This is a genomic window from Citrobacter sp. Cpo071 (assembly GCF_030332765.1).
Taxonomy (GTDB): domain Bacteria; phylum Pseudomonadota; class Gammaproteobacteria; order Enterobacterales; family Enterobacteriaceae; genus Citrobacter; species Citrobacter portucalensis.
On record NZ_JAOWHE010000068.1, the window covers coordinates 21,087 to 47,725 of the forward strand.

A 26,639-nucleotide genomic window follows, 5' to 3' on the forward strand; every position below is an offset into this window, starting at 1 on the left:
AAAATTTGCGCGCGATAATAGCACACTTCACTCGGCACCCAGCCACTTCTGCCAGCTGTCACGCACCAGTGTACGTTCAGCGTCGAAGTGCTCCGGCGCCACATGGCCCGGAAGTTCCTGCAATGCAAGATGGTGAAGTTCATCACGCAACGTCGTATAAGCTCGGGTAAGCGCCAACGCTTCCTGCTCGTCCATAATGTCGTTTTGCGCCAGTAATTCCAGAATGCGCACGTTATCCGACCAGCGCGTCAGCTTCGGTTTTTCATGCGCATAGCGCAGCACCAGATACTGCGTAATAAACTCAATGTCTGTGATGCCGCCTTCATCCGCTTTGATATCAAAACGATCGCGATGCTTATTGCCCAAATGGGCACGCATTTTCTCACGCATTTCGCGCACCTCGGTCTGCAAAGTTTTCCCATCACGGACGAGGGTCATGATATCGCGACGAATCGCATCAAACTGAGAGGTCAACTGCGGGTCGCCATACACTACGCGAGCACGCACCAGAGCCTGATGCTCCCATGTCCAGGCTTCGTTACGCTGATAATCGGCAAAAGCGTCAGCTGATGTCACCAGCATCCCCGCCGCTCCTGACGGACGCAAACGCGCATCCACTTCGTACAAAATACCGGACGAAGTACGGGTACTAAAGAGGTGCATAATGCGCTGCGCCAGACGCAGATAGAACTGTCGCCCGTCAATCTCACGCTCACCGTCCGTCATCACGTCCATCGGACAGTCATGCAGGAAGATCAAATCGAGATCCGAGCTGTAACCCAACTCCCAACCGCCCAGTTTGCCATAGCCGACGACGGCAAAACCACGCCCCTCGCGTTCGCTAAGATGAGTGGGTTGACCGTAGCGCGCGACCATCTGCGTCCACGCCTGCTGGACTACCGCATCAATAATAGCTTCCGCCAGCCAGGTTAAATGATCGCTCACCTTCATCACCGGCAGTGTACCGGCGATATCGGCCGCGGCAATACGCAGTAGCTGCGTTTGCTTAAACTGGCGCAGAGCCTCAAGTTGCTGCTCTTCGTCATCTTCCGGCACGCGCAGCAAATACTGGCGCAGCTCATCACGGTAAGCATCCGTCGCGGTAGGTTGATACAGGGTGTTCGGATCCAGCAGTTCATCGAGCAACAGCGGATACCGCGCCAGCTGGCTGGCGACCATCGGCGAGGCCGCACAGAGCGAAATCAGATGCTTCAGCGCCCCGGGGAATTCGCTCAGCAGTTCCAGATAGGTCGTACGGGTAACAATCCCCACCAGCAGAGGGGTAATGCGCGATAGCGGGACTGAGGCATCGTCACGCGTACAGACATCGCTCAGCAGATGCGGCATTAAATGATCCAGCACCTGGCGTCCGCGTGGGCCAATGGTGCGTTTATCCAGCTCTTTGCGGAAATCAGCAATCAGAGACAGCACGCGCCGGCGATCGTCATCCGCCAGATGCGTCAGCACCGGCGTGGTGTCATCTTCCTGTAATGCATCCTGCCACAGTTCGCGCCACTGTTCTGAAAGCGACTCTTCCTGGCTTTCAGCTTCGTCATCGCCAATCAGCTCGTTAAATACCCGGCGCACGTTGTCCATATGATTGGCCAGCACATCAGTTAATTGCTGCCAGTCATCAACGTTCATCCCCCACGCCAGCCGCGCGCGATTCAGTTCATCGCCTGGCAGCGTTTGGGTCTGTTCATCATTGATGCTTTGCAGCAGGTTTTCCAGGCGGCGTAAATAGAGATAGGCTGCTCGCAGTTGTTCCGTATCGGTATCAGACAGCAGGTGCAGCGCATTGATGGCGCTAAGCGTCGGTAACAGCGAGCGGGATTGCAGCGACGGTTCACGTCCGCCGCGAATCAGCTGGAATACCTGCACGATAAATTCGATTTCGCGAATACCGCCCGCCCCCAGCTTGATGTTGTCTTTCAGACCACGGCGGCGCACTTCACGCGCAATCATCCCTTTCATGTTACGCAACGACTGGATCACGCTGAAATCAATATAGCGACGGAAAACAAAAGGCCGCAGCATGGCACGAAGCTCGCTGACGTAAGTGCCGTCGGCATCGCCCATAATGCGGGCTTTGACCATCGCATAGCGTTCCCAGTCGCGCCCTTGCTCCTGGTAATAATCCTCCAGCGCAGAGAAGCTCAGTACCAACGGACCGCTGTCGCCAAACGGGCGTAAACGCATATCCACCCGATAGACAAACCCATCCATTGTGGGCTGATCTAATACCTTGATGAGCCGCTGGCCCATACGGGTAAAGAACTGGGCGTTATCCAGCTCGCGTCGCCCGCCCTGTGTGCTGCCATGTTCTGGCCAGGCAAAAATCAGGTCGATATCGGAGGAAAAATTCAGCTCGCCGCCGCCCAGTTTCCCCATGCCTAAAATCAGCAGCGGCTGCGCCACACCTTCAGGATTACAGGGCGTACCCCATTCGCGACAGCAGGCGGCGTATAACCAGTCGCGCGCGGCGACGATCAACGTTTCAGCCAGATGGCTTAGCTGCTGCAAAATACTCTCTTCAGTCACCAGCGACAGCGTCTGTGCCCAGGCGATACGCACCATAATGCGACGGCGAAACAGGCGTAACTCACGCATCAGCGTGTTTTCATCACTAACGTCAGCCAATGTTTGCTGTAACCAGTCGGCATAGTGTTGCCATTCATCTGCCAGGGGTGGAGCGCTTTCCAGCTCAGCCAGCCATTCGGGATGGGCAATAATGCTGTCACGGACAAAATCACTGAATGTAAGTACTGACTTCGCCTGAACGCTAAGCGAGGACTCAGATATTGCTGCTGGCAGCCGCTCAACAACGGTCGGCCAGTACTGCTGTAACGGTGAAGAGAGCTGCTTCATTTACGGGTTATCCTTTGAATGGTGCCGGATGCGTCTTTTCGCCTTATCCGGCCTACATGACAGTTACACATCGCGTAGGCCTGATAAGCGCAGCGCCATCAGGCATCCCGGCCTCGGCCCTGATTATCGTTTTCCGCTGTGCAGCCAGAACGGTTCCAGTGCAATTGCCTCGTTACGGAAGTGTTCAATTTCAATATATTGGTTGGCCGCAATGGCGTGGCGCAAACCCTGCCAGTTGGCGATCCATTCTGATGCGACATTTTCATCGTAGTATCCCGCCAGCATCAGCATGCTATCAATGTTGCGCGTCAAACGTGGAAGCTGATCGGCGTACTGATCGCCCAGCGGCTGCGCAAAAGCGGTTTTCAGCTCAGCGGCATGGCGTGAAAGATGGGTATCCGAGAAACGCTTAAAGGAGTCGGCAATTTTTCCCTGCGCCTTCGCATCAAGGAACGGCTGCCATCCTTTGGTCACCAGCCATTCGGTCAGCGCCAGCTTGGCCATTGCCGTTTGCGTGCTGTAAACCGCCGAAACAGCAGAAACGTCCGACAAAATGATCGCTTCCGACTGGGTCAACAAATCACGTAAGTGAGCGCTCGCTTTTCGCGGTACATTACCGCCAAACAGCATCAGAATGTGACGCACCAGGCCCATAGCCGCCAGCACCTCGGCTTTCGCCCCTTTAACGCCGCGCACCCACAGCTCTTCATGGTACTGCCACTGTGATAATGCCAGCTCCAGCGCCGCTTCCAGCCCCTGCTCAATACTCGCTTTCGCCGGAACTTTCAAAATGCGTGTCGGTTTGAGTTCGCGCGGCGCATTCCCCTGAGCCAAGTGATAACCGCGCGCTGCTTTGCTCAAGCTACCCTGGCGTAAACCGGTTTGCGAAACCAGCTGGTTTGCCAGCTTCAGTACCGCACGGGTATCGCCGCTTAGCAGTTCAAGTTCAAGCTCACAGATAGGTTCTGCAAACTCGCCCGCTTTCACCTCCCCCAGATCGAGGGCCATTTCAATCCGGCTGCCATCAACATCAACCAACCATTTCTCACGGTAAAAATCGGTGCTGAACAACGGCTGTACTTGAGAAGCAAGTTCAGCAGGCAGCTCGCCATCAGGCCAGACTTCCGTTGGGAACAAGGTGAGGTCCAGCTCAGGCGCGTTTAGCGCAACGTTATATTCCGGCCGTTGGTGCAGTCCGCCCGTCACGCGTCCGGCAATTTTCATGGTCATTTCGTAATGACCATTTTCACCGCGAATACGCAGCCCCATATCGTGACCACGCAACCACGCATCCGGTGTTTCGTAGTAGATATTCAGCAACTGGCTGGGCGCATGATGCTCTCCCCCCAGCGTATTCAGACGTTCACGTAGCGCATCTACAGCGTCATTATTGACGATAAATTTTAATTCGATTTCCTGGGCCATGGTCTTGTACTTATGGGTTATGTCACAGTTGAGAAAACTGACTGCGAACTAAGTTCGTTCTTTATGGTCAGTAGATAGTATTTTGCGCCAAATTGCCATGCAACGAGCAATTTGACGGGCGTAAAAGTTTCGAGTGGTGGCAAAAAGGACACAGATGATTCCGATTGATGTCGAATGCTTTGCGTAGAGACACTGATGCCACTACTATCGTTCCACTTTCTATGACAATAACGACAGCCTGATGCCAAAATTACGCCTGATTGGATTAACTTTACTCGCACTTAGCGCCACTGCAGTCTCTCATGCCGAAGAAAAGCGCTATGTCTCTGACGAACTGAACACTTGGGTCCGCAGCGGTCCGGGAGATAATTATCGCCTCGTGGGTACGGTTAATGCCGGCGAGGAAGTCACGCTATTACAGACCGATGCCAACACTAACTACGGCCAGGTGAAAGACAGCACCGGACGTACCGCCTGGATCCCACTGAAAGAGCTGAACAGTACGCCGAGCCTGCGTACCCGCGTTCCCGACCTGGAAAACCAGGTTAAGACCTTGACCGATAAGCTCAATAATATCGATACCACGTGGAATCAGCGCACCGCTGATATGCAGCAAAAGGTCGCGCAAAGCGACAGCGTGATCGACGGGCTGAAACAAGAAAACCAGAAGCTGAAAAACGAGCTTATCGTGGCGCAAAAGAAGGTCAGCGCAGCCAACCTTCAGCTTGATGACAAACAGCGCACCATCATCATGCAGTGGTTTATGTACGGTGGCGGCGTGTTGGGTCTTGGTCTGCTGCTCGGCCTGGTTCTGCCACACATGATCCCAAGCCGTAAACGCAAAGATCGCTGGATGAACTGAATCGCCTTCTCCGCCACACTGACATATGATTAAGGGATCATAGTTTTCAAAAGGAAAATGGCGTGAAGATTTATCTGGTCGGTGGTGCTGTTCGGGATGCGTTATTAGGGCTACCGATTAAAGATAAAGATTGGGTTGTTGTTGGCGCCACGCCGCAAGAGATGCTCGACGCGGGCTACCAGCAGGTAGGCCGCGATTTTCCCGTGTTTCTGCATCCGCAAACCCGCGAAGAGTATGCGCTGGCGCGTACCGAACGTAAGTCAGGCTCGGGGTATACCGGGTTCACCTGCTATGCCGCCGCAGATGTCACGCTGGAGGCCGATCTTCAGCGTCGTGACCTGACCATCAACGCAATCGCCCGCGATGACGACGGGGAGATTATCGACCCGTATAACGGACGCGACGATCTGGAAAACCGTCTGCTGCGCCATGTTTCATCTGCCTTTAGCGAAGATCCGCTGCGCGTACTGCGCGTGGCACGCTTTGCTGCCCGCTACGCACATCTCGGTTTTCGGATTGCTGACGAAACCATGACGCTAATGCGTGACATGACCGCCGCTGGTGAACTGGAGCATCTGACACCAGAGCGGGTGTGGAAAGAAACCGAAGGCGCATTAACCACCCGTAACCCACAGGTATTTTTCCAGGTCCTGCGCGACTGCGACGCACTGCGCGTCCTGTTTCCGGAAGTGGATGCTTTGTTTGGCGTTCCAGCTCCCGCGCAGTGGCATCCGGAAATCGACACCGGCATTCACACGCTGATGACGCTGTCGATGGCAGCCATGTTAAGTCCGGAGGTCGACGTGCGTTTTGCTACGCTGTGCCACGATCTTGGCAAGGCATTGACGCCTAAAGCGCTGTGGCCGCGCCATCACGGCCACGGTCCGGCGGGTGTTAAGCTTGTCGAACAACTGTGCCAGCGCCTGCGCGTGCCGAATGACATCCGTGATTTAGCCAAACTGGTTTCCGAGTTCCACGACCTCATTCATACCTTCCCGATCCTGCAGCCGAAAACCATCGTTAAGCTGTTTGATTCCATCGATGCCTGGCGCAAACCGCAGCGCGTGGAGCAAATCGCCCTCACCAGCGAGGCCGATGTGCGTGGGCGAACCGGTTTTGAAGCGGCAGATTATCCGCAAGGCAGACTGTTGCGCGAAGCCTGGCAGGTTGCGCAGGCGGTGCCAACGAAAGACGTGGTTGAAGCTGGATTCAAAGGTCAGGCAATTCGTGAAGAACTGACCCGGCGTCGCATCGCGGCGGTAGCCAGTTGGAAGGAGCAGCGTTGCCCGAAAGCGTAGACACTGCGTTGCCGGATGCGCTGTGCTTATCCGATCTACAGGTTCGAAATGGATATAACCCGTAGGCCGGATAAGGCGGAACGCCGCCATCCGGCACCACGGTAAGTCATCAGAAGAACACGACGTAAACGGCAGCCGCCACAATAAAGCGGTAAATCGCAAACGGAATGAACGAGATGCGTTTAATCAGTTGCAGGAAGGTTTTGATCGCCACCAGCGCCACGATAAACGCCGTCACAAATCCGACTGCAAACATCGGGATATCTGATGCGCTAAGGAAAGACCAGCTCTTGTAGAGATCCAGCGCCGTCGCGCCCATCATCATCGGCACGGCCAACAGGAAGGAGAATTCCGAGGCCGCGTAACGACTCACGCCCATCAGCATGCCGCCAGAAATCGTCGCCCCGGAGCGAGAAAAACCCGGCCACAGCGCCAGACACTGGAAACAGCCAATCATAAACGCCTGGCGATAGGTCATATCATCCAGACCCGGCGCACGCGGTTCTTTCGGCTTCAGGCATTCTGCGGCAATCAGCAGTACACCACCCACCACCAGCGCATACATCACGTTGATCGGGTTAAACAGCGATTTGATGGTGTCGTGGAAGATTAGCCCCAGTACCACGGCTGGAATCATCCCCAACAGGATATGTCCCAGCGTCAACCGACCTTTGCCAGTGCCTTCATGCGGAGCCTTGCCGAAGTGAATACCGATCAGGCCAAACAGACGTCGCCAGAACATCACCACAACGGCCAGGATAGAACCTAACTGGATAACCACTTCGAATGTTTTCGCAGTGTCACCCTCAAAACCCAACAGGTGGCCAACAATAATCATATGGCCGGTACTGGAAACGGGTAAAAATTCCGTCAATCCTTCGACCACGCCCAAAATTGCCGCCACCAGCAGCGAGTGCATATCACTCATTAATAAACCCCTAGATAGAGAAACCACGGCAAAAAAGAGCCGACGAAAGGACCCTTTTATACCCGTTTGTTTTAGAAATTATTAAATTAATTATTTTCTTTCAGATTATTGCCACGCTCAATGATAACCCCGACGTTCGCCGCACGGGCTACCGCGCCAGGTTTACTGAGTTTGATCCGTACCCAGGGAGAATTAAAGCGGCTAAGCAGCAGATCCGCCACCTCTTCCGCAACCCGTTCTACCAGCGCAAAGCGCCCACCTTCCACATGATTAACAACCGTTTGAGCAATATCAGCATAGCTCAGGCAATCAGCCACATCATCGCTTTTAGCCGATTTGCGGTTATCCCATACCATTTCGATATCGAACACCAACCGTTGTTCGATCGTTTGTTCCCAGTCGTAAACACCAATAGTGGTGATTACAGAAAGTTGCTCTATAAATACAATATCCATCACGACCTGCCTGCTTTTTGGCTAACCCGGATACCACTTCCGGCGAAATATGCGTATTATCCACAGAAGTAGCGTTTTACACGACATTTTCAAAACGGAACAGCTTATGAGTGCAATCGCGCCTGGAATGATTATCTTCGCGTACCTCTGTGGCTCAATTTCCAGTGCTATTCTGGTATGCCGCCTTGCTGGATTGCCGGACCCGCGCGACAGCGGCTCTGGGAATCCGGGCGCGACAAACGTGCTGCGCATCGGTGGCAAGGGAGCCGCCGTCGCGGTACTGATTTTCGACGTCCTGAAAGGTATGTTACCCGTCTGGGGTGCCTATGCGCTAGGCGTCAGCCCCTTCTGGCTGGGATTGATCGCAATCGCCGCCTGTCTGGGCCACATTTGGCCGGTGTTCTTCGGCTTTAAAGGTGGGAAAGGCGTTGCCACAGCCTTTGGCGCGATTGCGCCGATTGGTTGGGACTTAACTGGCGTGATGGCAGGGACCTGGCTGCTGACCGTCCTGTTGAGCGGCTACTCGTCGTTAGGCGCTATCGTCAGCGCGTTGATCGCCCCTTTTTACGTCTGGTGGTTCAATCCCCAGTTCACTTTCCCGGTGTCCATGCTGTCGTGCTTAATTCTGCTTCGTCACCATGACAACATTCAGCGTCTGTGGCGTCGTCAGGAGCCGAAGATCTGGACCAAGTTGAAGAAAAAACGCGAACGAGACCCCGAGTGATTTTATTGTCGGATAGCGACGCAACGGCGTCTTATCCGGCGTGGGGGATGTGATACCCCTCCACCGGTTTGCCTAATCGGTTCTGACACCACGTCGCCAGAAACTCCACGCACACGCGCAGCTTCACGCTGCGATACAGCGGCTCCTGATAAACCGCCCAGATATTAGCGCTCTGCGCATAGTCCGGCAGCACACGCACCAGTTCACCGCTGGCCAGAAACGGCTGCACATCCCATTCGGAACGCAACATAATCCCTTTTCCCTGTAGCGCCCACTGCAACACAATCTCACCGCTGTTAGAGGAAAGATGTCCCGCCACCTTGACCGACTTTTTCTCCTGACCATTGTCCAGTTCCCACACCCCGTGAGTCATATCGCGTTCTTTGGTGACCAGACAATCATGACGACTTAATTCCTGTAACGTCATCGGCTCACCGTATTTTTGTAAGTACGGTGGGGCCGCACACAATATTCTTTTGTTTTTCGTTAACAAATGCGCAATATAATAATCCGGTATCTCGTCATTAATACGAATATCCAAATCGATATTATCCTGCGCCAAATCAATTTGCCGATCGTAAAGCTCAAAATGCACCTGTAATTCAGGGTAGCTATGCATCAATTCGGTAATTGCCGGCGCAATATAACTGCGCCCAAAGCCAAAACTACAGCCGATACGAATCATCCCTGCCGGGCGCGTTTTGAGTTGCGTGACGTCATCGACCAGATGCTGATAGCCCGCGAGGATCGCCTGCGCATGTTCATAGCAACGTTGACCACTCTCCGTGAGCGCTACACCACGCGCAGAGCGGCTTAGCAGCGTCGTCCCCAGCGTGGACTCTAGGATCTGAATGCGTTTTGTCACAAACGCCGGCGTCTGCCCCAGCGTCGCGGCGGCGGCGCTGAAGCTGCCGCTATGCACAATTTCAACCAACACCTGCAGGTCTTTCGCCAGGGGATACGTGTTCAGCATGATCGGTCTATCCGTAATGTTGTTCACCGCAGTGTAATTCTCTCATGCGTCTTAAACCCTGCCTTTGCGCAATTTTTATTGCCTTATCCGGACATCATTCACGAACTGTTAATTAGATATTCACAGTGGCAAATAATATTAATCCACATTTTTAGTGGTAGTTTGTGGCGGAGAATTTATTTCCAGATAAATAAAAGAACTGGAGTTAACAAGATGAGCAATCAAAATAACCAAAATGCGATAAATACGCTGACGAACATTGTCGCTGATTTTACCGCCATGATTTCTACCCGCATGCCCGATGACGTCGTGGATAAATTAAAACAGCTGCGTGAAGGCGAAACCTCGCCGATGGGTAAAATCATCTACCACACCATGTTTGACAACATGCAGAAGGCTATCGATCTGAACCGCCCAGCCTGTCAGGACACCGGCGAGATTATGTTCTTCGTGAAGGTCGGTTCCCGTTTTCCGCTCCTCGGCGAACTGCAAAGCATTCTGAAGCAGGCCGTTGAAGACGCCACGGTAAAAGCGCCTCTGCGCCATAACGCGGTCGAGATTTTTGACGAAGTGAATACCGGCAAAAATACAGGTACCGGTGTGCCGTGGGTCACCTGGGACATCATCCCCGATAACGATGACGCGGAAATCGAAGTCTACATGGCAGGCGGCGGCTGTACGCTACCGGGACGCTCGAAAGTGTTAATGCCTTCTGAGGGCTACGAAGGTGTGGTGAAATTTGTTTTTGAAAATATCTCCACGCTGGCAGTCAACGCCTGTCCGCCGGTGCTGGTGGGCGTAGGTATTGCCACCTCCGTAGAAACCGCCGCCGTTCTTTCTCGTAAAGCGGTGCTGCGCCCTATCGGCTCACGTCATCCGAATCCGAAAGCGGCCGAACTGGAACTGCGTCTGGAAGAAGGACTTAACCGTCTGGGCATTGGTCCGCAAGGATTGACCGGTAATAGCTCGGTGATGGGCGTGCATATCGAATCCGCCGCGCGCCACCCGTCGACTATCGGCGTTGCCGTCTCTACCGGCTGCTGGGCCCACCGTCGCGGCACGCTGTTGGTTCATGCTGACCTCTCCTTCGAAAACCTGTCTCACACCCGGAGCGCGTTATGAAAAAGATCCTCACAACCCCGATCAAAGCCGAAGATCTGGCAGACATTCGCGTTGGCGATGTCATTTACCTGACCGGTACGCTGGTGACCTGCCGTGACGTTTGCCACCGCCGCCTGATCGAACTGAAGCGCCCGATTCCTTATGACCTGAACGGCAAAGCCATTTTCCACGCGGGCCCGATCGTACGTAAGAACGGTGAAAAATGGGAAATGGTTTCTGTCGGCCCAACCACCAGCATGCGTATGGAAGCGTTTGAGAAAGACTTTATCGAACAGACTGGCGTCAAACTGGTGGTCGGCAAGGGCGGCATGGGACCGCTGACGGAAGAAGGCTGCAAGCAGTTTAAAGCGCTGCACGTCATCTTCCCGGCAGGCTGCGCGGTCGTGGCGGCAACCCAGGTTGAGGAGATCGAAGAGGTGCACTGGACGGAACTCGGCATGCCGGAGTCCCTGTGGGTGTGTCGGGTAAAAGAGTTCGGCCCGCTGATCGTTTCCATCGATACCCACGGCAATAACCTGATCGCTGAAAACAAAAAGCTGTTCGCTGAACGTCGCGACCCTATCGTCGATGAAATCTGCGAGCACGTGCATTACATCAAATAACCCTCCCGGAGAGGCGCTACGCCTCTCCCCTTTCGTAGGGATACAACAATGGCACCTTTAGCTGGTTGGTGGCGATACCTGGCTCCGCTGGTGGTCATCGCCATTATTGCTGTTCTACCCGTCCCCACCGGTCTTGAGAGCCACACCTGGCTCTATTTTGCCGTCTTTACCGGTGTGATTGTCGGGCTTATTCTGGAACCTGTACCGGGCGCGGTAGTGGCGATGATTGGCATTTCGATCATCGCCGTCCTTTCACCGTGGCTGCTGTTCAGCCCGGAGCAACTCGCGCAGGACGGTTTTAAATTTACCGCCAAATCGCTGTCGTGGGCGGTATCTGGCTTTTCAAACTCGGTCATCTGGCTGATCTTCGCGGCCTTTATGTTTGGCACGGGCTATGAGAAAACCGGACTCGGTCGGCGAATCGCGCTGATGCTGGTGAAAAAGATGGGGCATAGGACGCTGTTTCTCGGCTATGCGGTGATGTTCTCCGAACTTATCCTCGCTCCCGTCACACCTTCCAACTCCGCCCGTGGGGCCGGAATAATCTACCCGATTATCCGCAACCTGCCGCCGCTGTATAACTCACAGCCCAATAGCGCCAGTTCACGCTCCATTGGCTCATACATCATGTGGATGGGCATTGTCGCCGACTGCGTCACCAGCGCTATTTTCTTAACGGCGATGGCGCCGAACCTGCTGTTGATCGGTCTGATGAAAGGCGCGTCCCACACCGCGCTGAGCTGGGGTGACTGGTTCTTAGGCATGCTGCCGCTGAGCATTTTACTGGTGCTGATCGTGCCGTGGCTGGCGTACGAGTTATATCCACCGATGCTGAAATCCGGTGATCAGGTTCCACGCTGGGCGGATACCGAACTAAAAGCGATGGGACCGCTCTGCGCTCGCGAGAAAAAGATGCTGGTGCTGATGGTCGGCGCGCTGGTGCTGTGGATCTTCGGCGGCGATTATATTGACGCTGCGATGGTCGGATACAGCGTGGTGGCGTTGATGCTGGTGCTGCGCATCATTAGCTGGGATGACATCGTCAGCAATAAAGCCGCATGGAACGTCTTTTTCTGGCTGGCCTCGCTGATCACGCTGGCCACCGGGCTCAATAACACCGGTTTTATTACCTGGTTCGGCAAGCTGCTGGCAAACGGGCTGAGTGGCTATTCGCCGATGATGGTGATGGTAGCACTGATCGTGGTGTTCTATCTGCTGCGTTACTTCTTTGCCAGCGCCACAGCCTATACCTCCGCCCTCGCACCGATGATGATTGCAGCCGCGCTGGCAATGCCGGAAATCCCGCTACCTGTCTTCTGCCTGATGGTCGGCGCCGCCATTGGTCTGGGCAGCATTCTGACCCCGTACGCCACCGGCCCTAGCCCTATCTACTACGGCAGCGGCTATTTACCAACGGTGGATTACTGGCGACTCGGTGCTATTTTTGGCCTGATTTTCCTCGTGCTACTGGTGATTACCGGTCTGGTCTGGATGCCCCTCGTTTTACTGTAAAACCCTGGTGGGGCGGCGTATTGTCGCCCCTTTATCCATAAGCTTCTCATATGATCGATTTCCCGATGCGCTGAGGCATACTTTTTTGTATGCAAACACCCTCATGCTGATAGGGGAAACGCTCTGGACACGGTTGCGCACGAGACACTCACACGGGGTTGGCAGGCCGAACTGGATCTGCATTTTACCTGCACCGGGCACAAAACGGTGCTCGCCTCGGCGCGTCATCATGGTCCATTGACGGTTCAACGCCCGTTTTACCCGGAAGAGGACGTTTGCCATCTCTATTTGCTTCATCCACCGGCGGGGATCGTCGGCGGGGATGAGCTCCATATCGCCGTAACGCTCGACGAAAACAGCCACGCGTTAATCACCCAGCCTGGCGCGGGAAAGTTTTACCGCAGCCGTGGACCGCAGGCATTGCTGCGCCAGCATTTTACCCTCGCACCCCACGCGACGCTGGAGTGGCTGCCGCAGGATACGATCCTCTTTCCCGGCGCCAACGCCGCTATTCAGACCGTCTTTCATCTGACATCCGCAAGCCGCCTGCTAGCCTGGGATCTGCTGTGTCTTGGCCGACCGGTTATGCAGGAGACCTTCAGTTACGGCACGCTGCAAAACCGCCTGGAAGTATGGCGAGATGGGCAGCCACTGCTGATAGAACGCTTGCAGTTGCAGGAGGGGAATCTGAGCGGCGTCGCACATCATCCCTGGGTCGGCACGTTGCTGTGTTATCCGGCCAGCGAACATATGCTCGAGGGCACGCGGGAGCGGCTTACGGCGCTTGGCGATTACGCCGGGGCAACGCTTAACGATTCGTTGCTGACAATCCGTTTTCTTGCTAACGACAACCTGGTTGTCCAGCGCGTTATGCGCGACATCTGGCAATTTCTGCGCCCGCTGCTGACACATAAAGCGCCCGTACTCCCGCGAATCTGGCAAACCTAAGAGAACCCTAATGGAACTGACTCCCAGAGAAAAAGACAAGCTGTTGCTATTTACCGCCGCGCTGGTGGCGGAACGTCGCCTGGCCCGCGGGCTGAAGCTGAACTACCCGGAATCGGTGGCGCTAATTAGTGCTTTCATCATGGAAGGGGCGCGGGACGGGCAAACCGTGGCCGCGCTGATGGAAGACGGGCGTCACGTCCTGCGCCGCGATCAGGTGATGGAAGGCGTACCGGAGATGATCCCGGATATTCAGGTTGAAGCCACATTTCCGGACGGATCGAAGCTGGTCACCGTCCACAATCCGATCGTCTAAGGAGCGGCAATGATCCCAGGTGAATATCAGATCGCAAAAGGCAATATTGCGCTTAATCAGGGGCGGGAGATCTGCACGATCGTGGTGGAAAATCATGGCGACAGACCCATCCAGGTGGGATCGCACTATCACTTTTACGAAGTGAACCCGGCGCTGCGCTTTGACAGGCTGGCTGCACGCGGTTTTCGTCTGAACATTGCTGCGGGCACAGCGGTGCGTTTTGAGCCGGGACAAAAACGCGAAGTCGAACTGGTGCGCGTTGCTGGTGCACAAAGGATCGTGGGTTTTCGCAGCGAAGTGATGGGCGCACTGGAGGCAGATAATGAGTGACATTTCCCGGCAGGCATACGCCGACATGTTTGGCCCAACCACCGGCGATAAAGTGCGCCTGGCGGATACCGACCTGTGGATCGAGGTGGAACAAGACTTCACCACCTACGGCGAAGAGGTCAAATTCGGCGGCGGAAAAGTGATCCGCGACGGCATGGGCCAGGGACAAATGCGCGCCGATGCATGCGTGGATCTGGTTATAACCAACGCGCTGATCGTCGATCACTGGGGGATCGTGAAAGCGGATATCGGCATCAAAAACGGCAGGATCTTCGCCATCGGCAAAGCAGGTAATCCCGATATTCAACCCAACGTCACGATCCCGATAGGCGTGGGAACTGAAGTCATTGCCGGGGAAGGCAAGATCGTCACCGCGGGCGGCGTGGATACGCATATTCACTGGATTTGCCCACAGCAGGCGCAGGAGGCGCTGGTTTCTGGCGTGACGACGATGATCGGCGGAGGCACCGGTCCGGCAGCAGGAACCAACGCCACCACCTGCACACCGGGCCCCTGGTACATCGCACGCATGCTGCAGGCGGCAGATGCGTTGCCGGTTAACATCGGTTTACTGGGCAAAGGTAATGGCTCAAACCCTGACGCCCTACGCGAGCAAATCAGCGCGGGTGCAATTGGCCTGAAAATCCATGAAGACTGGGGCGCCACGCCTGCCGCTATCGACTGCGCGCTGACCGTAGCCGACGAGATGGACATCCAGGTCGCGCTGCACAGCGATACGCTCAACGAGTCCGGATTCGTTGAAGATACGCTGGCGGCGATTGGCGATCGCACCATTCATACCTTTCACACTGAAGGCGCGGGCGGCGGCCATGCGCCGGATATCATCACCGCCTGCGCGCATCCGAATATTCTGCCCTCCTCCACGAATCCGACGCTGCCCTATACCGTCAACACCATCGACGAGCATCTCGACATGCTGATGGTTTGCCACCACCTCGATCCGGATATCGCCGAAGACGTGGCCTTTGCCGAATCCCGCATTCGCCGGGAAACAATCGCTGCCGAAGATGTGCTGCATGACATTGGCGCGTTTTCCCTGACCTCGTCCGACTCACAGGCGATGGGGCGCGTGGGCGAAGTGATCCTGCGTACCTGGCAGGTGGCGCACCGCATGAAGGTTCAGCGTGGCCCGTTGGCAGAAGAAACCGGTGACAACGACAACCTGCGCGTTAAACGCTACGTCGCCAAATACACCATCAACCCGGCATTAACCCACGGTATCGCCCATGAAGTCGGCTCCGTTGAGACTGGCAAACTGGCCGATCTGGTGCTGTGGTCGCCCGCCTTTTTTGGCGTAAAACCGGCGACGATCGTCAAGGGCGGGATGATTGCCTGCGCGCCAATGGGCGATATCAACGCCTCGATCCCCACCCCGCAGCCGGTGCATTACCGCATGATGTTCGGCGCGCTTGGCGCGGCGCGGCACCACACCCGGCTGACCTTTATTTCGCAGGCCGCTGACGCGCAAAACATCCCGCAGCAGCTCAATCTGCAAAGCGCTATCGCCGTCGTCAAAGGCTGCCGGACGGTGAAAAAGGTCGACATGATCCACAACGGCCTGCAACCCAATATCACCGTCGATGCTCAGACTTACGAGGTGCGTATTGATGGCGAACTTATCACCAGCGAACCGGCAGATGTTTTGCCGATGGCGCAACGCTATTTTCTGTTTTGAGGAGTAACGATGATCTATCTGACCCAACGCCTTGACCACGCTCACCGCGTTACTGCAAGCGTCACGCTGCCCATTGATGTCCGGGTAAAAAGTCGTGCCAGGGTAGCACTGAACGACGGTCGCGAAGCCGGGCTAATGCTACCGCGTGGTTTGCTGCTGCGCGGTGGCGATCTGCTAAGTACCGAAGATGGCAGCGAAGTGATCGAAGTGATCGCCGCACCGGAGTCGGTTTCCGTGGTGCGCTGCACCGATCCTTTCCTGCTCGCCAAAGCCTGTTATCACCTCGGTAATCGCCACGTTCCGCTGCAAATCCTGCCTGATGAACTGCGTTACCATCACGATCATGTGCTGGACGACATGCTGCGCCAGTTCAATCTTGAGGTGACATTCGCCCAGTTACCGTTTGAACCTGAAGCAGGCGCTTATGCCAGTGAATCACACGGGCATCACCACGGCCATACGCACTGATGCATAACAGCCAACAGCTACGTCTGATGCAGCTCGCCAGCAGCGCGCTCCCGGTAGGGTCATTTACCTGGTCCCAGGGTCTGGAATGGGCGGTGGAAATCGGCTGGGTGAAAAGCGTCGATGACTTCTCTGCCTGGCAAATCCAGCAGATGGAGCAGAACTTTTTTACCGTTGACCTACCGCTGCTGGCGAGACTGTATCGCGCCTGCGAGCTGGACGATCTCGACGCAGCACGCCGCTGGAGCGCTTACCTGCTGGCCTGTCGCGAAACCCGCGAACTGCGGGATGAAGAACGCAGTCGGGGTGCGGCGTTTACGCGGCTGGTCACCGACTGGGAGTCGGATTGCTCGCGAGAATGGCGCACCCTCTTTGTCGACAGCCAACTCTGCGGCATGGCCTGGCTGGGCGTGCGCTGGAAAATTCCACTGACGGAGCTGGCGTTAAGCCTCGGCTACAGCTGGATTGAGAGCGCTGTCATGGCTGGCGTCAAGCTGGTTCCTTTTGGACAACAGGCGGCCCAGCGTTTGATTATTGCGCTCTGCGATCGCTATGCGCAGGGTTTGGCACAGGCGCTGACGTGTCCTGACACCAACCTCGGCTCCGCAACGCCGTTGGCCGCTATCGCGTCTGCCCGGCATGAAACCCAATATTCCCGATTATTCCGCTCCTGAGGAGAAAAAATGAGTAACTACAAGCATCCCCTGCGTGTGGGCGTTGGCGGCCCGGTCGGCTCGGGCAAAACGGCGCTGCTGGAAGCGTTATGCAAAGCCATGCGCAGCAGCTATCAATTGGCGGTAGTGACCAATGATATCTACACCAAAGAAGATCAGCGCATTCTCACCGAGGCGGGCGCACTGGAGCCAGAGAGGATCGTCGGCGTGGAAACCGGTGGCTGCCCGCATACCGCCATCCGCGAAGATGCGTCGATGAATCTGGCCGCCGTAGAAGCGCTGAGCGAGAAATTCGGCAATCTGGATCTGATTTTTGTGGAAAGCGGCGGCGATAACCTGAGCGCCACCTTCAGCCCGGAACTCGCGGATCTGACGATCTATGTGATCGATGTTGCTGAAGGCGAGAAGATCCCGCGTAAAGGTGGTCCGGGGATCACCAAATCCGATTTTCTGGTGATCAATAAAACCGATCTTGCCCCTTACGTCGGCGCATCGCTGGAGGTGATGGAGCGCGATACTTTGCGCATGCGCGGCGAGCGTCCATGGACGTTTAGTAATTTAAAATCTGGAGAAGGCCTGGAAAAAATTATCGCGTTTCTGGAAGAGAAAGGAATGTTACGGATGTAGTGAGAGCTATCGCCGGGCGGCGGATTCGCCTGACCCGGCCTACGGTTTTGTAAGCCCGGTAAACGCAGCTCTACCGGGCAAAAAAACTTATGCTGCCGGTAATTCCGCCAGCGGCCAGCGTGGACGCACGGTTACGCCAAGATCCGCCGTTGCACCCGCTTTAAAGCGCACCATGCCTGCGTAGGCGATCATCGCCCCGTTATCGGTACAAAATTCCGGACGCGCGTAAAACACTTCGCCACGACGTTTTTGCATCATCTCAGCCAGCTTTGCGCGCAGCGTACGGTTCGCACTCACGCCTCCCGCCATCACCAGACGTTTAAAACCGGTTTGATCCAGCGCGCGTTTGCACTTGATCATCAGCGTATCAACTACCGCGTCTTCAAACGCACGGGCGATATCAGCGCGGGTCTGATCGTCATTTTCGTTATTACGAATGGTATTCGCAGCGAAGGTTTTCAAACCTGAGAAGCTGAAATCCAGCCCCGGACGGTCAGTCATCGGACGCGGGAAGACAAAACGTTTTTCAACGCCTTGTGATGCCAGCTTTGACAGCATTGGGCCACCAGGATAATCCAATCCCAGCAGCTTGGCGGTTTTGTCGAACGCTTCACCGGCAGCATCATCAATCGATTCGCCCAGCAATTCATACTGACCGATACCGGTGACGCTGATCAGCTGCGTGTGACCGCCGGAAACCAGCAGCGCGACGAACGGGAACGCAGGGGGATTATCTTCCAGCATTGGCGCCAGCAGATGCCCTTCCATGTGGTGCACAGGAATTGCCGGTACGCCCCAGGCGAACGCCAGCGAACGTCCTACGGTTGCACCAACCAGCAGCGCACCAACCAGACCAGGACCTGCGGTATACGCCACCGCATCGATCTCTTTTGCCGTCAGTCCCGCTTCTTTCAGCGCGGCCTGGATCAACGGTACGGTTTTACGTACGTGATCGCGCGAGGCCAGTTCAGGCACTACGCCGCCGTAGTCAGCATGTAATTTCACCTGACTATACAATTGGTTGGCTAAAAGACCTTTTTCATCGTCGTAAATGGCGATGCCGGTTTCATCGCAGGATGTTTCAATACCCAGTACACGCATGACTTGTTTTACCTCGCTCTATTACCGCGCAGTGTAGGACCAATGCGGGTTGATGTAAAACTTTGTTCGCCCCAGGAGTTCGGCTCGTGTATACTCCTTGTCCTTATAAAAGTCCCTTTCAAAATCGCGTCGGTGCTTTACAAAGCAGCAGCAATTGCAGTAAAATTCCGCACCATTTTGAAATAAGCTGGCGTTGATGCCAGCGGCAAACCGAATTTATTAAAGGTGAGAGTTACATGCCGGTAATTAAAGTACGTGAAAACGAGCCGTTCGACGTAGCACTGCGTCGCTTCAAGCGTTCATGCGAAAAAGCAGGTGTTCTGGCGGAAGTTCGTCGTCGTGAGTTCTATGAAAAACCGACTACCGAACGTAAGCGCGCTAAAGCTTCTGCTGTGAAACGTCACGCGAAGAAACTGGCTCGCGAAAACGCACGCCGTACTCGTCTGTACTAATCCATTGAGAGCCAAAGCTCTCAATTCAGACTGAGTTGTAGTTGTAAGGCCGTGCTTCCGGAAGGAATGCGCGGCTTATTTTCGTTTATACACGTCATCATTCAAGCTGCCTCAGTGTTGGCTGCAGTCGCTCACCCCAGTCACGTACTGCTGTACGCTCCTGAGGATTCGCTTCCTTGCCGCCTTGATGCATCCTGAATGATTTTGTGTATATGAGTCATCAAAAAACAGGGGCTTATGGCTGGACGAATTCCTCGCGTTTTTATCAATGACCTGCTGGCAAGAACCGACATCGTCGATCTCATCGACGCGCGGGTAAAGCTGAAAAAGCAGGGCAAAAATTATCACGCGTGCTGTCCGTTCCATAACGAAAAAACCCCCTCTTTCACCGTAAACGGTGAAAAACAGTTTTATCACTGCTTTGGGTGTGGCGCGCATGGCAACGCCGTCGACTTTCTCATGAACTACGACAAGCTCGAGTTTGTGGAAACCGTCGAAGAACTGGCCGCAATGCACAACCTCGAAGTGCCCTATGAAGCAGGCAGTGGCCCCAGTCAGATAGAGCGCCATCAACGGCAAAGCCTTTATCAATTGATGGACGGCCTGAACACTTTTTATCAACAGTCTTTGATGCAGCCCGCCGCTACCCCTGCGCGCCAGTACCTGGAAAAGCGAGGATTAAGTAGCGACGTGATCACCCGTTTTGCTATTGGTTTTGCGCCCCCCGGCTGGGACAACGTCCTGAAACGGTTTGGCGGCAATGCTGAGAATCGCAAATCGCTGGTCGATGCGGGGATGTTGGTCACCAACGATCAGGGACGCAGTTACGATCGCTTCCGCGAACGGGTGATGTTCCCCATTCGCGACAAACGTGGTCGAGTCATTGGTTTTGGTGGACGCGTGCTGGGCGATGCCCTGCCGAAATATCTGAACTCCCCGGAAACCGATATTTTCCATAAAGGTCGCCAGCTGTATGGCCTTTATGAAGCCCAGCAGGATAACGCCGATCCACAGCGCCTGTTAGTGGTAGAAGGCTATATGGATGTGGTGGCGCTGGCGCAATACGGCATTAACTACGCCGTTGCATCCCTAGGGACGTCAACTACTGCCGATCACATCCAACTGTTGTTCCGCGCGACGAACAACGTAATTTGCTGTTACGACGGCGACCGAGCAGGACGTGACGCAGCATGGCGCGCGCTGGAAACCGCACTGCCCTATATGACAGACGGACGCCAGCTACGCTTCATGTTTTTACCTGACGGCGAAGACCCCGATACGCTGGTGCGTAAAGAAGGGAAAGAGGCCTTTGAAGCCCGGATGGAGCAGGCGCTGCCGCTCTCCGCGTTTTTATTTAACAGCCTGCTGCCGCAGGTGGATTTGAGTACCCCGGACGGACGCGCACAGCTCAGTACGCTGGCATTACCGCTGATTACTCAGGTACCAGGCGAAACGTTGCGCATTTACCTGCGACAGGAGTTGGGAAACAAGCTCGGCATTCTGGATGACAGCCAGCTTGAACGTTTAATGCCTAAACTGGCAGAAAATGGGGCTTCCCGCCCTGTTCCACAGCTAAAACGTACGACCATGCGTATACTTATAGGGTTGCTGGTACAGAACCCGGGCCTCGCCCCGCTGGTTCCACCGTTAGGCGCACTGGATAGTAATAAGCTGCCTGGACTTGGCTTATTCAGAGAACTGGTCAACACTTGTCTGGCTCAGCCAGGTCTGACCACCGGGCAACTTTTAGAACACTATCGTGGCACAAATGATGCTGCGACCCTTGAAAAACTGTCGATGTGGGACGATATAGCAGATAAAGATATCGCGGAAAAAACCTTCACCGACTCACTCAACCATATGTTTGATTCGATGCTTGAACTGCGCCAGGAAGAGTTGATAGCTCGTGAGCGCACACACGGTTTAAGCAGCGAAGAACGCCGGGAACTCTGGACACTGAACCAGGAACTGGCCAAGAAATAACAGAAAGACAAAAGTATTTAACGGCTTAACTGCCGAATATCGATCGGGAAGCCCCCGACAGCCGCACGGAGAGGCAGCGGCAAAATATAAGTATGCCCTCGTTTTGCCGTTGGCGGTTTTACCGCCCAACACCAATCAAACGAATTAAGTGTGGATACCGTCTTATGGAGCAAAACCCGCAGTCACAGCTGAAGCTTCTTGTCCAACGTGGTAAGGAGCAAGGCTATCTGACCTATGCCGAGGTCAATGACCATCTGCCGGAAGATATCGTCGATTCAGATCAAATCGAAGACATCATCCAAATGATCAATGACATGGGTATTCAGGTGATGGAAGAAGCACCTGATGCCGATGATCTGCTGCTTGCTGAAACCTCCAACAGCACCGATGAAGACGCGGAAGAAGCGGCTGCCCAGGTTCTGTCCAGCGTTGAGTCCGAAATCGGTCGTACGACTGACCCGGTCCGCATGTACATGCGTGAAATGGGTACCGTTGAACTGTTAACCCGCGAAGGCGAAATCGACATCGCTAAACGCATCGAAGACGGGATTAACCAGGTTCAATGCTCCGTTGCCGAATACCCGGAAGCTATCACCTACCTGCTTGAGCAGTACGATCGCGTAGAAGCTGAAGAAGCACGTCTTTCCGATCTGATCACTGGCTTTGTCGATCCAAATGCGGAAGAAGACATGGCGCCAACGGCGACCCACGTCGGTTCTGAACTCTCTCAGGAAGAGATGGATGACGATGAAGACGAAGATGAAGAAGATGGCGACGACGACAGCAGCGATGATGACAACAGCATCGACCCTGAGTTAGCGCGTGAAAAATTCGGTGAACTGCGTACTCAGTACGAAATCACTCGCGACACCATCAAAGCGAAAGGCCGCAGCCATGCTGCCGCGCAGGAAGAAATTCAGAAGCTGTCTGAAGTGTTCAAACAGTTCCGCCTGGTGCCGAAGCAGTTCGACTACCTGGTAAACAGCATGCGCGTCATGATGGACCGCGTGCGTACTCAGGAACGTCTGATCATGAAGCTCTGCGTTGAGCAGTGCAAAATGCCGAAGAAAAACTTCATCACCCTGTTTACTGGCAATGAAACCAGTGAAACCTGGTTCAACGCGGCAATCGCGATGAACAAACCGTGGTCTGAAAAACTGCACGACGTGGCAGATGACGTTCACCGCGGCCTGCAGAAACTGCAGCAGATTGAAGAAGAAACCGGCCTGACCATCGAGCAGGTTAAAGATATCAACCGTCGCATGTCCATCGGTGAAGCGAAAGCACGCCGTGCGAAAAAAGAGATGGTTGAAGCGAACTTACGTCTGGTTATCTCTATCGCTAAAAAATACACCAACCGTGGCCTGCAGTTCCTGGATCTGATTCAGGAAGGTAACATCGGTCTGATGAAAGCGGTTGATAAGTTTGAATACCGTCGTGGTTACAAGTTCTCCACCTATGCAACCTGGTGGATCCGTCAGGCGATCACCCGTTCGATCGCGGATCAGGCGCGTACCATCCGTATCCCGGTACATATGATTGAGACTATCAACAAGCTCAACCGTATCTCCCGTCAGATGCTGCAAGAGATGGGCCGCGAGCCGACGCCAGAAGAACTGGCTGAGCGCATGCTGATGCCGGAAGACAAGATCCGTAAAGTGCTGAAAATTGCTAAAGAACCTATCTCCATGGAAACGCCGATCGGCGACGATGAAGATTCGCATCTGGGTGATTTCATCGAGGATACCACCCTCGAGCTGCCGCTGGACTCTGCTACCACCGAGAGCCTGCGTGCCGCAACGCACGACGTTCTGGCTGGCCTGACCGCCCGTGAAGCGAAAGTTCTGCGTATGCGTTTCGGTATCGATATGAACACCGACCACACGCTGGAAGAAGTGGGTAAACAGTTCGACGTTACCCGCGAACGTATCCGTCAGATCGAAGCGAAGGCGCTGCGTAAACTGCGCCACCCGAGCCGCTCTGAAGTACTGCGTAGCTTCCTCGACGATTAATCTCGCCGTATAAGTTCAAACGCCACCGCAAGGTGGCGTTTTTCTTTACATCCCGCGCATGACCAGCGCATCATCCAACTCGCGATACGCCTCCACCAGCTTATCCAGTGTAATCCGGCTCAATCCGCTGGGATTCGGCAATACCCAAATCTGCGTCGCGCCAATGGTCAGCGTCTGTTTTCCCCACTGTGCCCCACGCTGGCTAAGCCCCTGCTCAAATGCCTGCTTCCCAAGGATAGCGAGCGCGGCTGGCTGATACTCTTCTATTTTCTCAATAAGCAGACGACCGCCGCTACGCATCTCTTGTAGCTTCACTTCATTGGCTTGTACCGTTGGTCTGTCGACAAACTTAGTCACGCCGCAGCGAAAGTCCAGCAGGTGCTGTGCCTCTTCAGGTTTAAGCTGGCGATCGGTGAATCCCGCCTGATGGATAACCTTCCAGAAGCGATTAGCGGGGTGCGCAAAGGGGAATCCTGTACCTGCGGAAGAAAGCCCCGGATTGATACCGCAAAACACCACCCGCAGCTCCGGTGCCAGTATGTCCTTAACCATAATTACTCCGAACAATACATCAGAGGAACCAGTATAACGGACTGAAAATACATTGTTTATAAAAACAGCATCCGTACGCTTATGTCTGGATTGCAACGCGGAGTTACTTTATAATCCACCGCCACGGCCCCTTAGCTCAGTGGTTAGAGCAGGCGACTCATAATCGCTTGGTCGCTGGTTCAAGTCCAGCAGGGGCCACCAAATCTCAAGGACTTGCGAGAAATCGCAGGTCCTTTTTTTATGGGTATTCCGTAGAAATTGGCATGTAGCAAAAAAGAGTTTGTCCTGGAAAAATCAATACTTGCTTGCATCAATATGTTGAATGAGTACGCGGAAGAACATGGCTGGCGGGGACTAAAGCTATTTACGCGATACACCTGTTCAGAAAACAGCATGTTAATGGCAACCCCATCTGGACGCCGCCATCCTGGGATGGAAACGTCCGTTAGAGTTTAATTCGATAGTCAGCTCACACTAGCTCTTTGAGCTGCTCCTGCATATAGGTTGAAAAATACTCTGGGTTCTTGATAAGGATGCGGTTACCGGAGGCGACTTTCTCTGCCCATCCGGCCACTTTTTTCGTGAACTCGGGATTCCATCCCTCTTGCTCACCCCGTGCCATCACAACTTCCGGACTCGCTGGCACACCTAAGTCATGCAAATACTTTAAGATTCCCTTAGCGGTACTTTCATCCATTGAATGTGGTACTGACGCCGAAGTGTTCATACCACCAATAAAATCCAATGCTTTCTCAATTGCTGTTGGCATGCTCTTATCCTTAAAATTAACCACGTGAGAGACACATTTATACTATGTACCCAACTCCGCCGGGATATCAAAGAGAACATCGCCTTTATTTGACTTACCCCGCAGCTAAACGCTTGCGCGGCTGTTTTCTGCGCTATTTTTTTGCTTCTCCGGCTAAAACCAGTCCTGTTGCCACCGCATTACGCGGCCCTTCGGTACCTCGAATATTGCCCTGCCCGGCGACAACGCCGTAATGTGCCAGCGCATCGGTGATCATCTGCGGGATTTCGAAATCCAGCGAAGAACCGCCTACCAGCACCACAAAAGTCATATCGCGAATAGAGCCACCGGGTGACACCTGGCGTAACGCGCGCAGGCAGTTGGTCACAAAAACCTTCTCTTTAGCCTGTCGGCGCACCAGACGGATTTTTTCCAGCGAGGTCTGGTTATCTACCGGGATCAGCTCACCCTCTTTCAAGTACACCACTTTGGCGAATACTGACGGACTGAGCGGTTCGCGGAAAAACTCCACCGCGCCGTTCTCATGGCGAATGCTGAACAGGCTCTCCACTTTTGCCAGCGGGTATTTTTTTATTTCCTCCGCCAGAAATGCATCGCTTAAGCCCAGCTCAGTTTGAATCAACAGGCTGACCATATTCCCCGCGCCGGCCAGATGTACCGCTTTCACTACGCCGTCGCTATTGATGACGGCGGCATCGGTAGATCCTGCGCCTAAGTCGAGGATCGCCAGCGGTGCGGCGCATCCGGGCGTTGTTAACGCCCCTGCTACGGCCATGTTGGCCTCCACGCCGCCAACTTCAACCGGCGTATTTAACCGGGCGCTCAGCTCACTGGCGATGGCCTGCATCTGTAAACGATCGGATTTCACCATCGCCGCAATGCCCACGGCGTTCTCCATTGAACACTCTCCGGCAATGCCGCCCTGCACCTTGCGCGGAATAAATGTATCGACCGCCAATAGATCCTGAATATGCACCGTGTTCATGTCATGACCGGTCAGCGAGGCCATCACCTTTCGCACCCGCTCCAGCATGCCGCCTGCGTGCGTGCCTGCTTCACCACGAATATCACACACGGGCGCGCAGGCGCTCATCGCCTGCATAATGGCCTGCGCGCCTTGCGCTACGTCGGCTTCACCGCCACGCTTTTCACCACGGATAAAGATCTTACCCGCCGGGATCACTCTTGATCGCACATCTCCCTGCGGGGTTTTCAGCACCACGGCGGAACGGTTGCCAATCAGCGCTCTGGCGATGGGGACGATAGTTTGCGTTTCCTCAGGGGTCAGGGCAAAGAAGGTCGCGATACCGTAAGGATTCGACAGCACCCGCACCACCTGTCCCGGGGCCGCCACTTCCACCGCTGCCAGCACGCCTTCCGGCACCTTCTCCAGCAGAGTGACTTCATCAACCACCGGTATTGGCCGATGCAGGCGATTATTCACCAGCACGCCATCATCTTTTTTCAGGATGGCCGCCACCACGTTGACGCCGCGATCCAGCGCTTCATTGATAAACCAAACCGCCTCAAGGAAATCCATCTCCTCACCCACCAACGGTATCCAGCCCTGGGCAAATCGATCCTCGCTCAACGCCGCCAACTTCTCCACGGCGATGGTGGTTCCCATGCCCACGCCAACGCCGCCGGGCGTTTGCGGGTTATGGCCAATCATCGTTGATTCGGTAATGATGGTTTCAGTGATGGTTTCCATCGCCACATCGCCAATCACCGGTGCGGCCTCGTTGATGCAGATTTTTGCCACGTCCTGCAGCGACCACGGCGTTTTATCCAGCGCCTGCTGCAGGGACGCGACCACCCCGGCGATATTCTCCCGCGTGCCTTTCATCCCGGTCGTGGCGACAATCCCGCTGCCGATAAACCGGCCATCCTGCGCCAACGCCACTTCGGTGGTGGCGTTGCCGATATCGATCCCTGCAATTAACGGCAT

25 protein-coding genes and 1 tRNA gene are annotated in these 26,639 nt (G+C 54.8%); 17 read left to right on the forward strand and 9 right to left on the reverse strand.

The genetic code is table 11. The features are described 5' to 3' along the window. Positions 1–27: 27 nt before the first annotated feature. Together glnE and OGY09_RS04670 are read right to left on the reverse strand one after the other, a co-directional pair. Positions 28–2,868 carry a bifunctional [glutamate--ammonia ligase]-adenylyl-L-tyrosine phosphorylase/[glutamate--ammonia-ligase] adenylyltransferase gene (glnE, locus tag OGY09_RS04665; protein WP_032945039.1) on the reverse strand — a complete coding sequence of 947 codons (2,841 nt, stop codon included), beginning with the start codon at positions 2,866–2,868 and terminating at the stop codon, positions 28–30. A gap of 123 nt (positions 2,869–2,991) precedes the next feature. Further along, positions 2,992–4,293: a CYTH domain-containing protein gene (locus OGY09_RS04670; RefSeq protein WP_008785839.1), complete on the reverse strand. Its 1,302-nt coding sequence runs from the start codon at positions 4,291–4,293 to the stop codon at positions 2,992–2,994. Positions 4,294–4,534: 241 nt separating this feature from the next. On the opposite strand from OGY09_RS04670, the gene OGY09_RS04675 reads away from it, so the two are divergent. Both OGY09_RS04675 and OGY09_RS04680 read left to right on the forward strand, forming a co-directional pair. Further along, positions 4,535–5,155: a TIGR04211 family SH3 domain-containing protein gene (locus OGY09_RS04675; protein ID WP_003828434.1), complete on the forward strand. Its 621-nt coding sequence runs from the start codon at positions 4,535–4,537 to the stop codon at positions 5,153–5,155. Positions 5,156–5,217: 62 nt separating this feature from the next. Then, entirely contained in the window at positions 5,218–6,453 is a 1,236-nt protein-coding gene (locus OGY09_RS04680; protein ID WP_032945041.1) for a multifunctional CCA addition/repair protein, read from the forward strand. Positions 6,454–6,562: 109 nt separating this feature from the next. Here the strand turns inward: OGY09_RS04680 and bacA are convergent, their stop codons facing one another. Together bacA and folB are read right to left on the reverse strand one after the other, a co-directional pair. Continuing rightward, positions 6,563–7,381 carry an undecaprenyl-diphosphate phosphatase gene (bacA, locus tag OGY09_RS04685; RefSeq protein WP_003828439.1) on the reverse strand — a complete coding sequence of 273 codons (819 nt, stop codon included), beginning with the start codon at positions 7,379–7,381 and terminating at the stop codon, positions 6,563–6,565. Between the two features lie 86 nt (positions 7,382–7,467). Further along, the gene (gene folB, locus OGY09_RS04690) at positions 7,468–7,836 is read right to left on the reverse strand and encodes a bifunctional dihydroneopterin aldolase/7,8-dihydroneopterin epimerase (RefSeq protein ID WP_275399135.1); all 369 of its coding nucleotides are present in this window, start codon (positions 7,834–7,836) and stop codon (positions 7,468–7,470) included. Between the two features lie 106 nt (positions 7,837–7,942). On the opposite strand from folB, the gene plsY reads away from it, so the two are divergent. Then, positions 7,943–8,560 (forward strand): glycerol-3-phosphate 1-O-acyltransferase PlsY, encoded by a 618-nt coding sequence (gene plsY, locus OGY09_RS04695; RefSeq protein ID WP_003828443.1) that lies wholly within the window; start codon positions 7,943–7,945, stop codon positions 8,558–8,560. A 31-nt stretch (positions 8,561–8,591) separates the two neighbouring features. Here plsY and ttdR read toward each other — a convergent pair whose 3' ends face one another. After that, positions 8,592–9,533 (reverse strand): L-tartrate utilization transcriptional activator TtdR, encoded by a 942-nt coding sequence (gene ttdR / locus OGY09_RS04700; RefSeq protein WP_032945042.1) that lies wholly within the window; start codon positions 9,531–9,533, stop codon positions 8,592–8,594. Between the two features lie 213 nt (positions 9,534–9,746). Between ttdR and ttdA the strand changes: the two genes are divergently transcribed. The 10 genes from ttdA (at position 9,747) to ureG (ending at position 17,822) form a co-directional block, all read left to right on the forward strand. Beyond that, positions 9,747–10,655 (forward strand): L(+)-tartrate dehydratase subunit alpha, encoded by a 909-nt coding sequence (gene ttdA, locus OGY09_RS04705; RefSeq protein WP_003828445.1) that lies wholly within the window; start codon positions 9,747–9,749, stop codon positions 10,653–10,655. Further along, on the forward strand, positions 10,652–11,257 hold the full coding sequence (ttdB, locus tag OGY09_RS04710) for a L(+)-tartrate dehydratase subunit beta (RefSeq protein WP_003828447.1): 606 nt from the start codon (positions 10,652–10,654) through the stop codon (positions 11,255–11,257). The genes ttdA and ttdB overlap by 4 nt, the downstream gene beginning before the upstream one ends. 48 nt (positions 11,258–11,305) lie before the next feature. After that, positions 11,306–12,769 carry an anion permease gene (locus OGY09_RS04715; protein WP_032945044.1) on the forward strand — a complete coding sequence of 488 codons (1,464 nt, stop codon included), beginning with the start codon at positions 11,306–11,308 and terminating at the stop codon, positions 12,767–12,769. Positions 12,770–12,892: 123 nt separating this feature from the next. Then, entirely contained in the window at positions 12,893–13,717 is an 825-nt protein-coding gene (locus tag OGY09_RS04720; RefSeq protein WP_206196572.1) for an urease accessory protein UreD, read from the forward strand. A 10-nt stretch (positions 13,718–13,727) separates the two neighbouring features. Then, positions 13,728–14,030 (forward strand): urease subunit gamma, encoded by a 303-nt coding sequence (locus OGY09_RS04725; protein WP_003024678.1) that lies wholly within the window; start codon positions 13,728–13,730, stop codon positions 14,028–14,030. A 9-nt stretch (positions 14,031–14,039) separates the two neighbouring features. After that, positions 14,040–14,360: an urease subunit beta gene (locus OGY09_RS04730; protein ID WP_003828455.1), complete on the forward strand. Its 321-nt coding sequence runs from the start codon at positions 14,040–14,042 to the stop codon at positions 14,358–14,360. Then, complete coding sequence (ureC, locus tag OGY09_RS04735) at positions 14,353–16,056, forward strand: urease subunit alpha (RefSeq protein WP_032945047.1); 1,704 nt, start codon at positions 14,353–14,355, stop codon at positions 16,054–16,056. Before OGY09_RS04730 ends, ureC begins: the two co-directional genes overlap by 8 nt. A 9-nt stretch (positions 16,057–16,065) precedes the next feature. Continuing rightward, on the forward strand, positions 16,066–16,524 hold the full coding sequence (gene ureE, locus OGY09_RS04740; protein WP_032945049.1) for an urease accessory protein UreE: 459 nt from the start codon (positions 16,066–16,068) through the stop codon (positions 16,522–16,524). After that, on the forward strand, positions 16,524–17,195 hold the full coding sequence (locus tag OGY09_RS04745; protein WP_032945051.1) for an urease accessory protein UreF: 672 nt from the start codon (positions 16,524–16,526) through the stop codon (positions 17,193–17,195). Before ureE ends, OGY09_RS04745 begins: the two co-directional genes overlap by 1 nt. A gap of 9 nt (positions 17,196–17,204) precedes the next feature. After that, positions 17,205–17,822 (forward strand): urease accessory protein UreG, encoded by a 618-nt coding sequence (gene ureG, locus OGY09_RS04750; RefSeq protein ID WP_003828463.1) that lies wholly within the window; start codon positions 17,205–17,207, stop codon positions 17,820–17,822. An 87-nt stretch (positions 17,823–17,909) separates the two neighbouring features. On the opposite strand, the gene tsaD is transcribed toward ureG, so the two are convergent. Continuing rightward, positions 17,910–18,923, reverse strand: a complete 1,014-nt coding sequence (tsaD, locus tag OGY09_RS04755; RefSeq protein ID WP_003024694.1) for a tRNA (adenosine(37)-N6)-threonylcarbamoyltransferase complex transferase subunit TsaD — start codon at positions 18,921–18,923, stop codon at positions 17,910–17,912. Between the two features lie 236 nt (positions 18,924–19,159). Between tsaD and rpsU the strand changes: the two genes are divergently transcribed. From rpsU to rpoD, 3 genes are all read left to right on the forward strand, one after another. Next, positions 19,160–19,375 carry a 30S ribosomal protein S21 gene (rpsU, locus tag OGY09_RS04760; RefSeq protein ID WP_001144069.1) on the forward strand — a complete coding sequence of 72 codons (216 nt, stop codon included), beginning with the start codon at positions 19,160–19,162 and terminating at the stop codon, positions 19,373–19,375. Between the two features lie 237 nt (positions 19,376–19,612). Continuing rightward, positions 19,613–21,358 carry a DNA primase gene (gene dnaG, locus OGY09_RS04765; protein WP_003828467.1) on the forward strand — a complete coding sequence of 582 codons (1,746 nt, stop codon included), beginning with the start codon at positions 19,613–19,615 and terminating at the stop codon, positions 21,356–21,358. A 164-nt stretch (positions 21,359–21,522) separates the two neighbouring features. Then, positions 21,523–23,370, forward strand: a complete 1,848-nt coding sequence (rpoD, locus tag OGY09_RS04770) for an RNA polymerase sigma factor RpoD (RefSeq protein ID WP_003024699.1) — start codon at positions 21,523–21,525, stop codon at positions 23,368–23,370. Positions 23,371–23,415: 45 nt separating this feature from the next. Here the strand turns inward: rpoD and mug are convergent, their stop codons facing one another. Further along, complete coding sequence (gene mug, locus OGY09_RS04775) at positions 23,416–23,922, reverse strand: G/U mismatch-specific DNA glycosylase (RefSeq protein ID WP_008785849.1); 507 nt, start codon at positions 23,920–23,922, stop codon at positions 23,416–23,418. Positions 23,923–24,047: 125 nt separating this feature from the next. Between mug and OGY09_RS04780 the strand changes: the two genes are divergently transcribed. After that, positions 24,048–24,123 (forward strand) — tRNA-Ile (locus OGY09_RS04780). Positions 24,124–24,391: 268 nt separating this feature from the next. Here the strand turns inward: OGY09_RS04780 and OGY09_RS04785 are convergent. Next, positions 24,392–24,715, reverse strand: a complete 324-nt coding sequence (locus OGY09_RS04785; protein WP_001573898.1) for a DUF1889 family protein — start codon at positions 24,713–24,715, stop codon at positions 24,392–24,394. A 109-nt stretch (positions 24,716–24,824) separates the two neighbouring features. Then, positions 24,825–26,639 carry a diol dehydratase reactivase subunit alpha gene (locus tag OGY09_RS04790; RefSeq protein WP_032945052.1) on the reverse strand — a complete coding sequence of 605 codons (1,815 nt, stop codon included), beginning with the start codon at positions 26,637–26,639 and terminating at the stop codon, positions 24,825–24,827.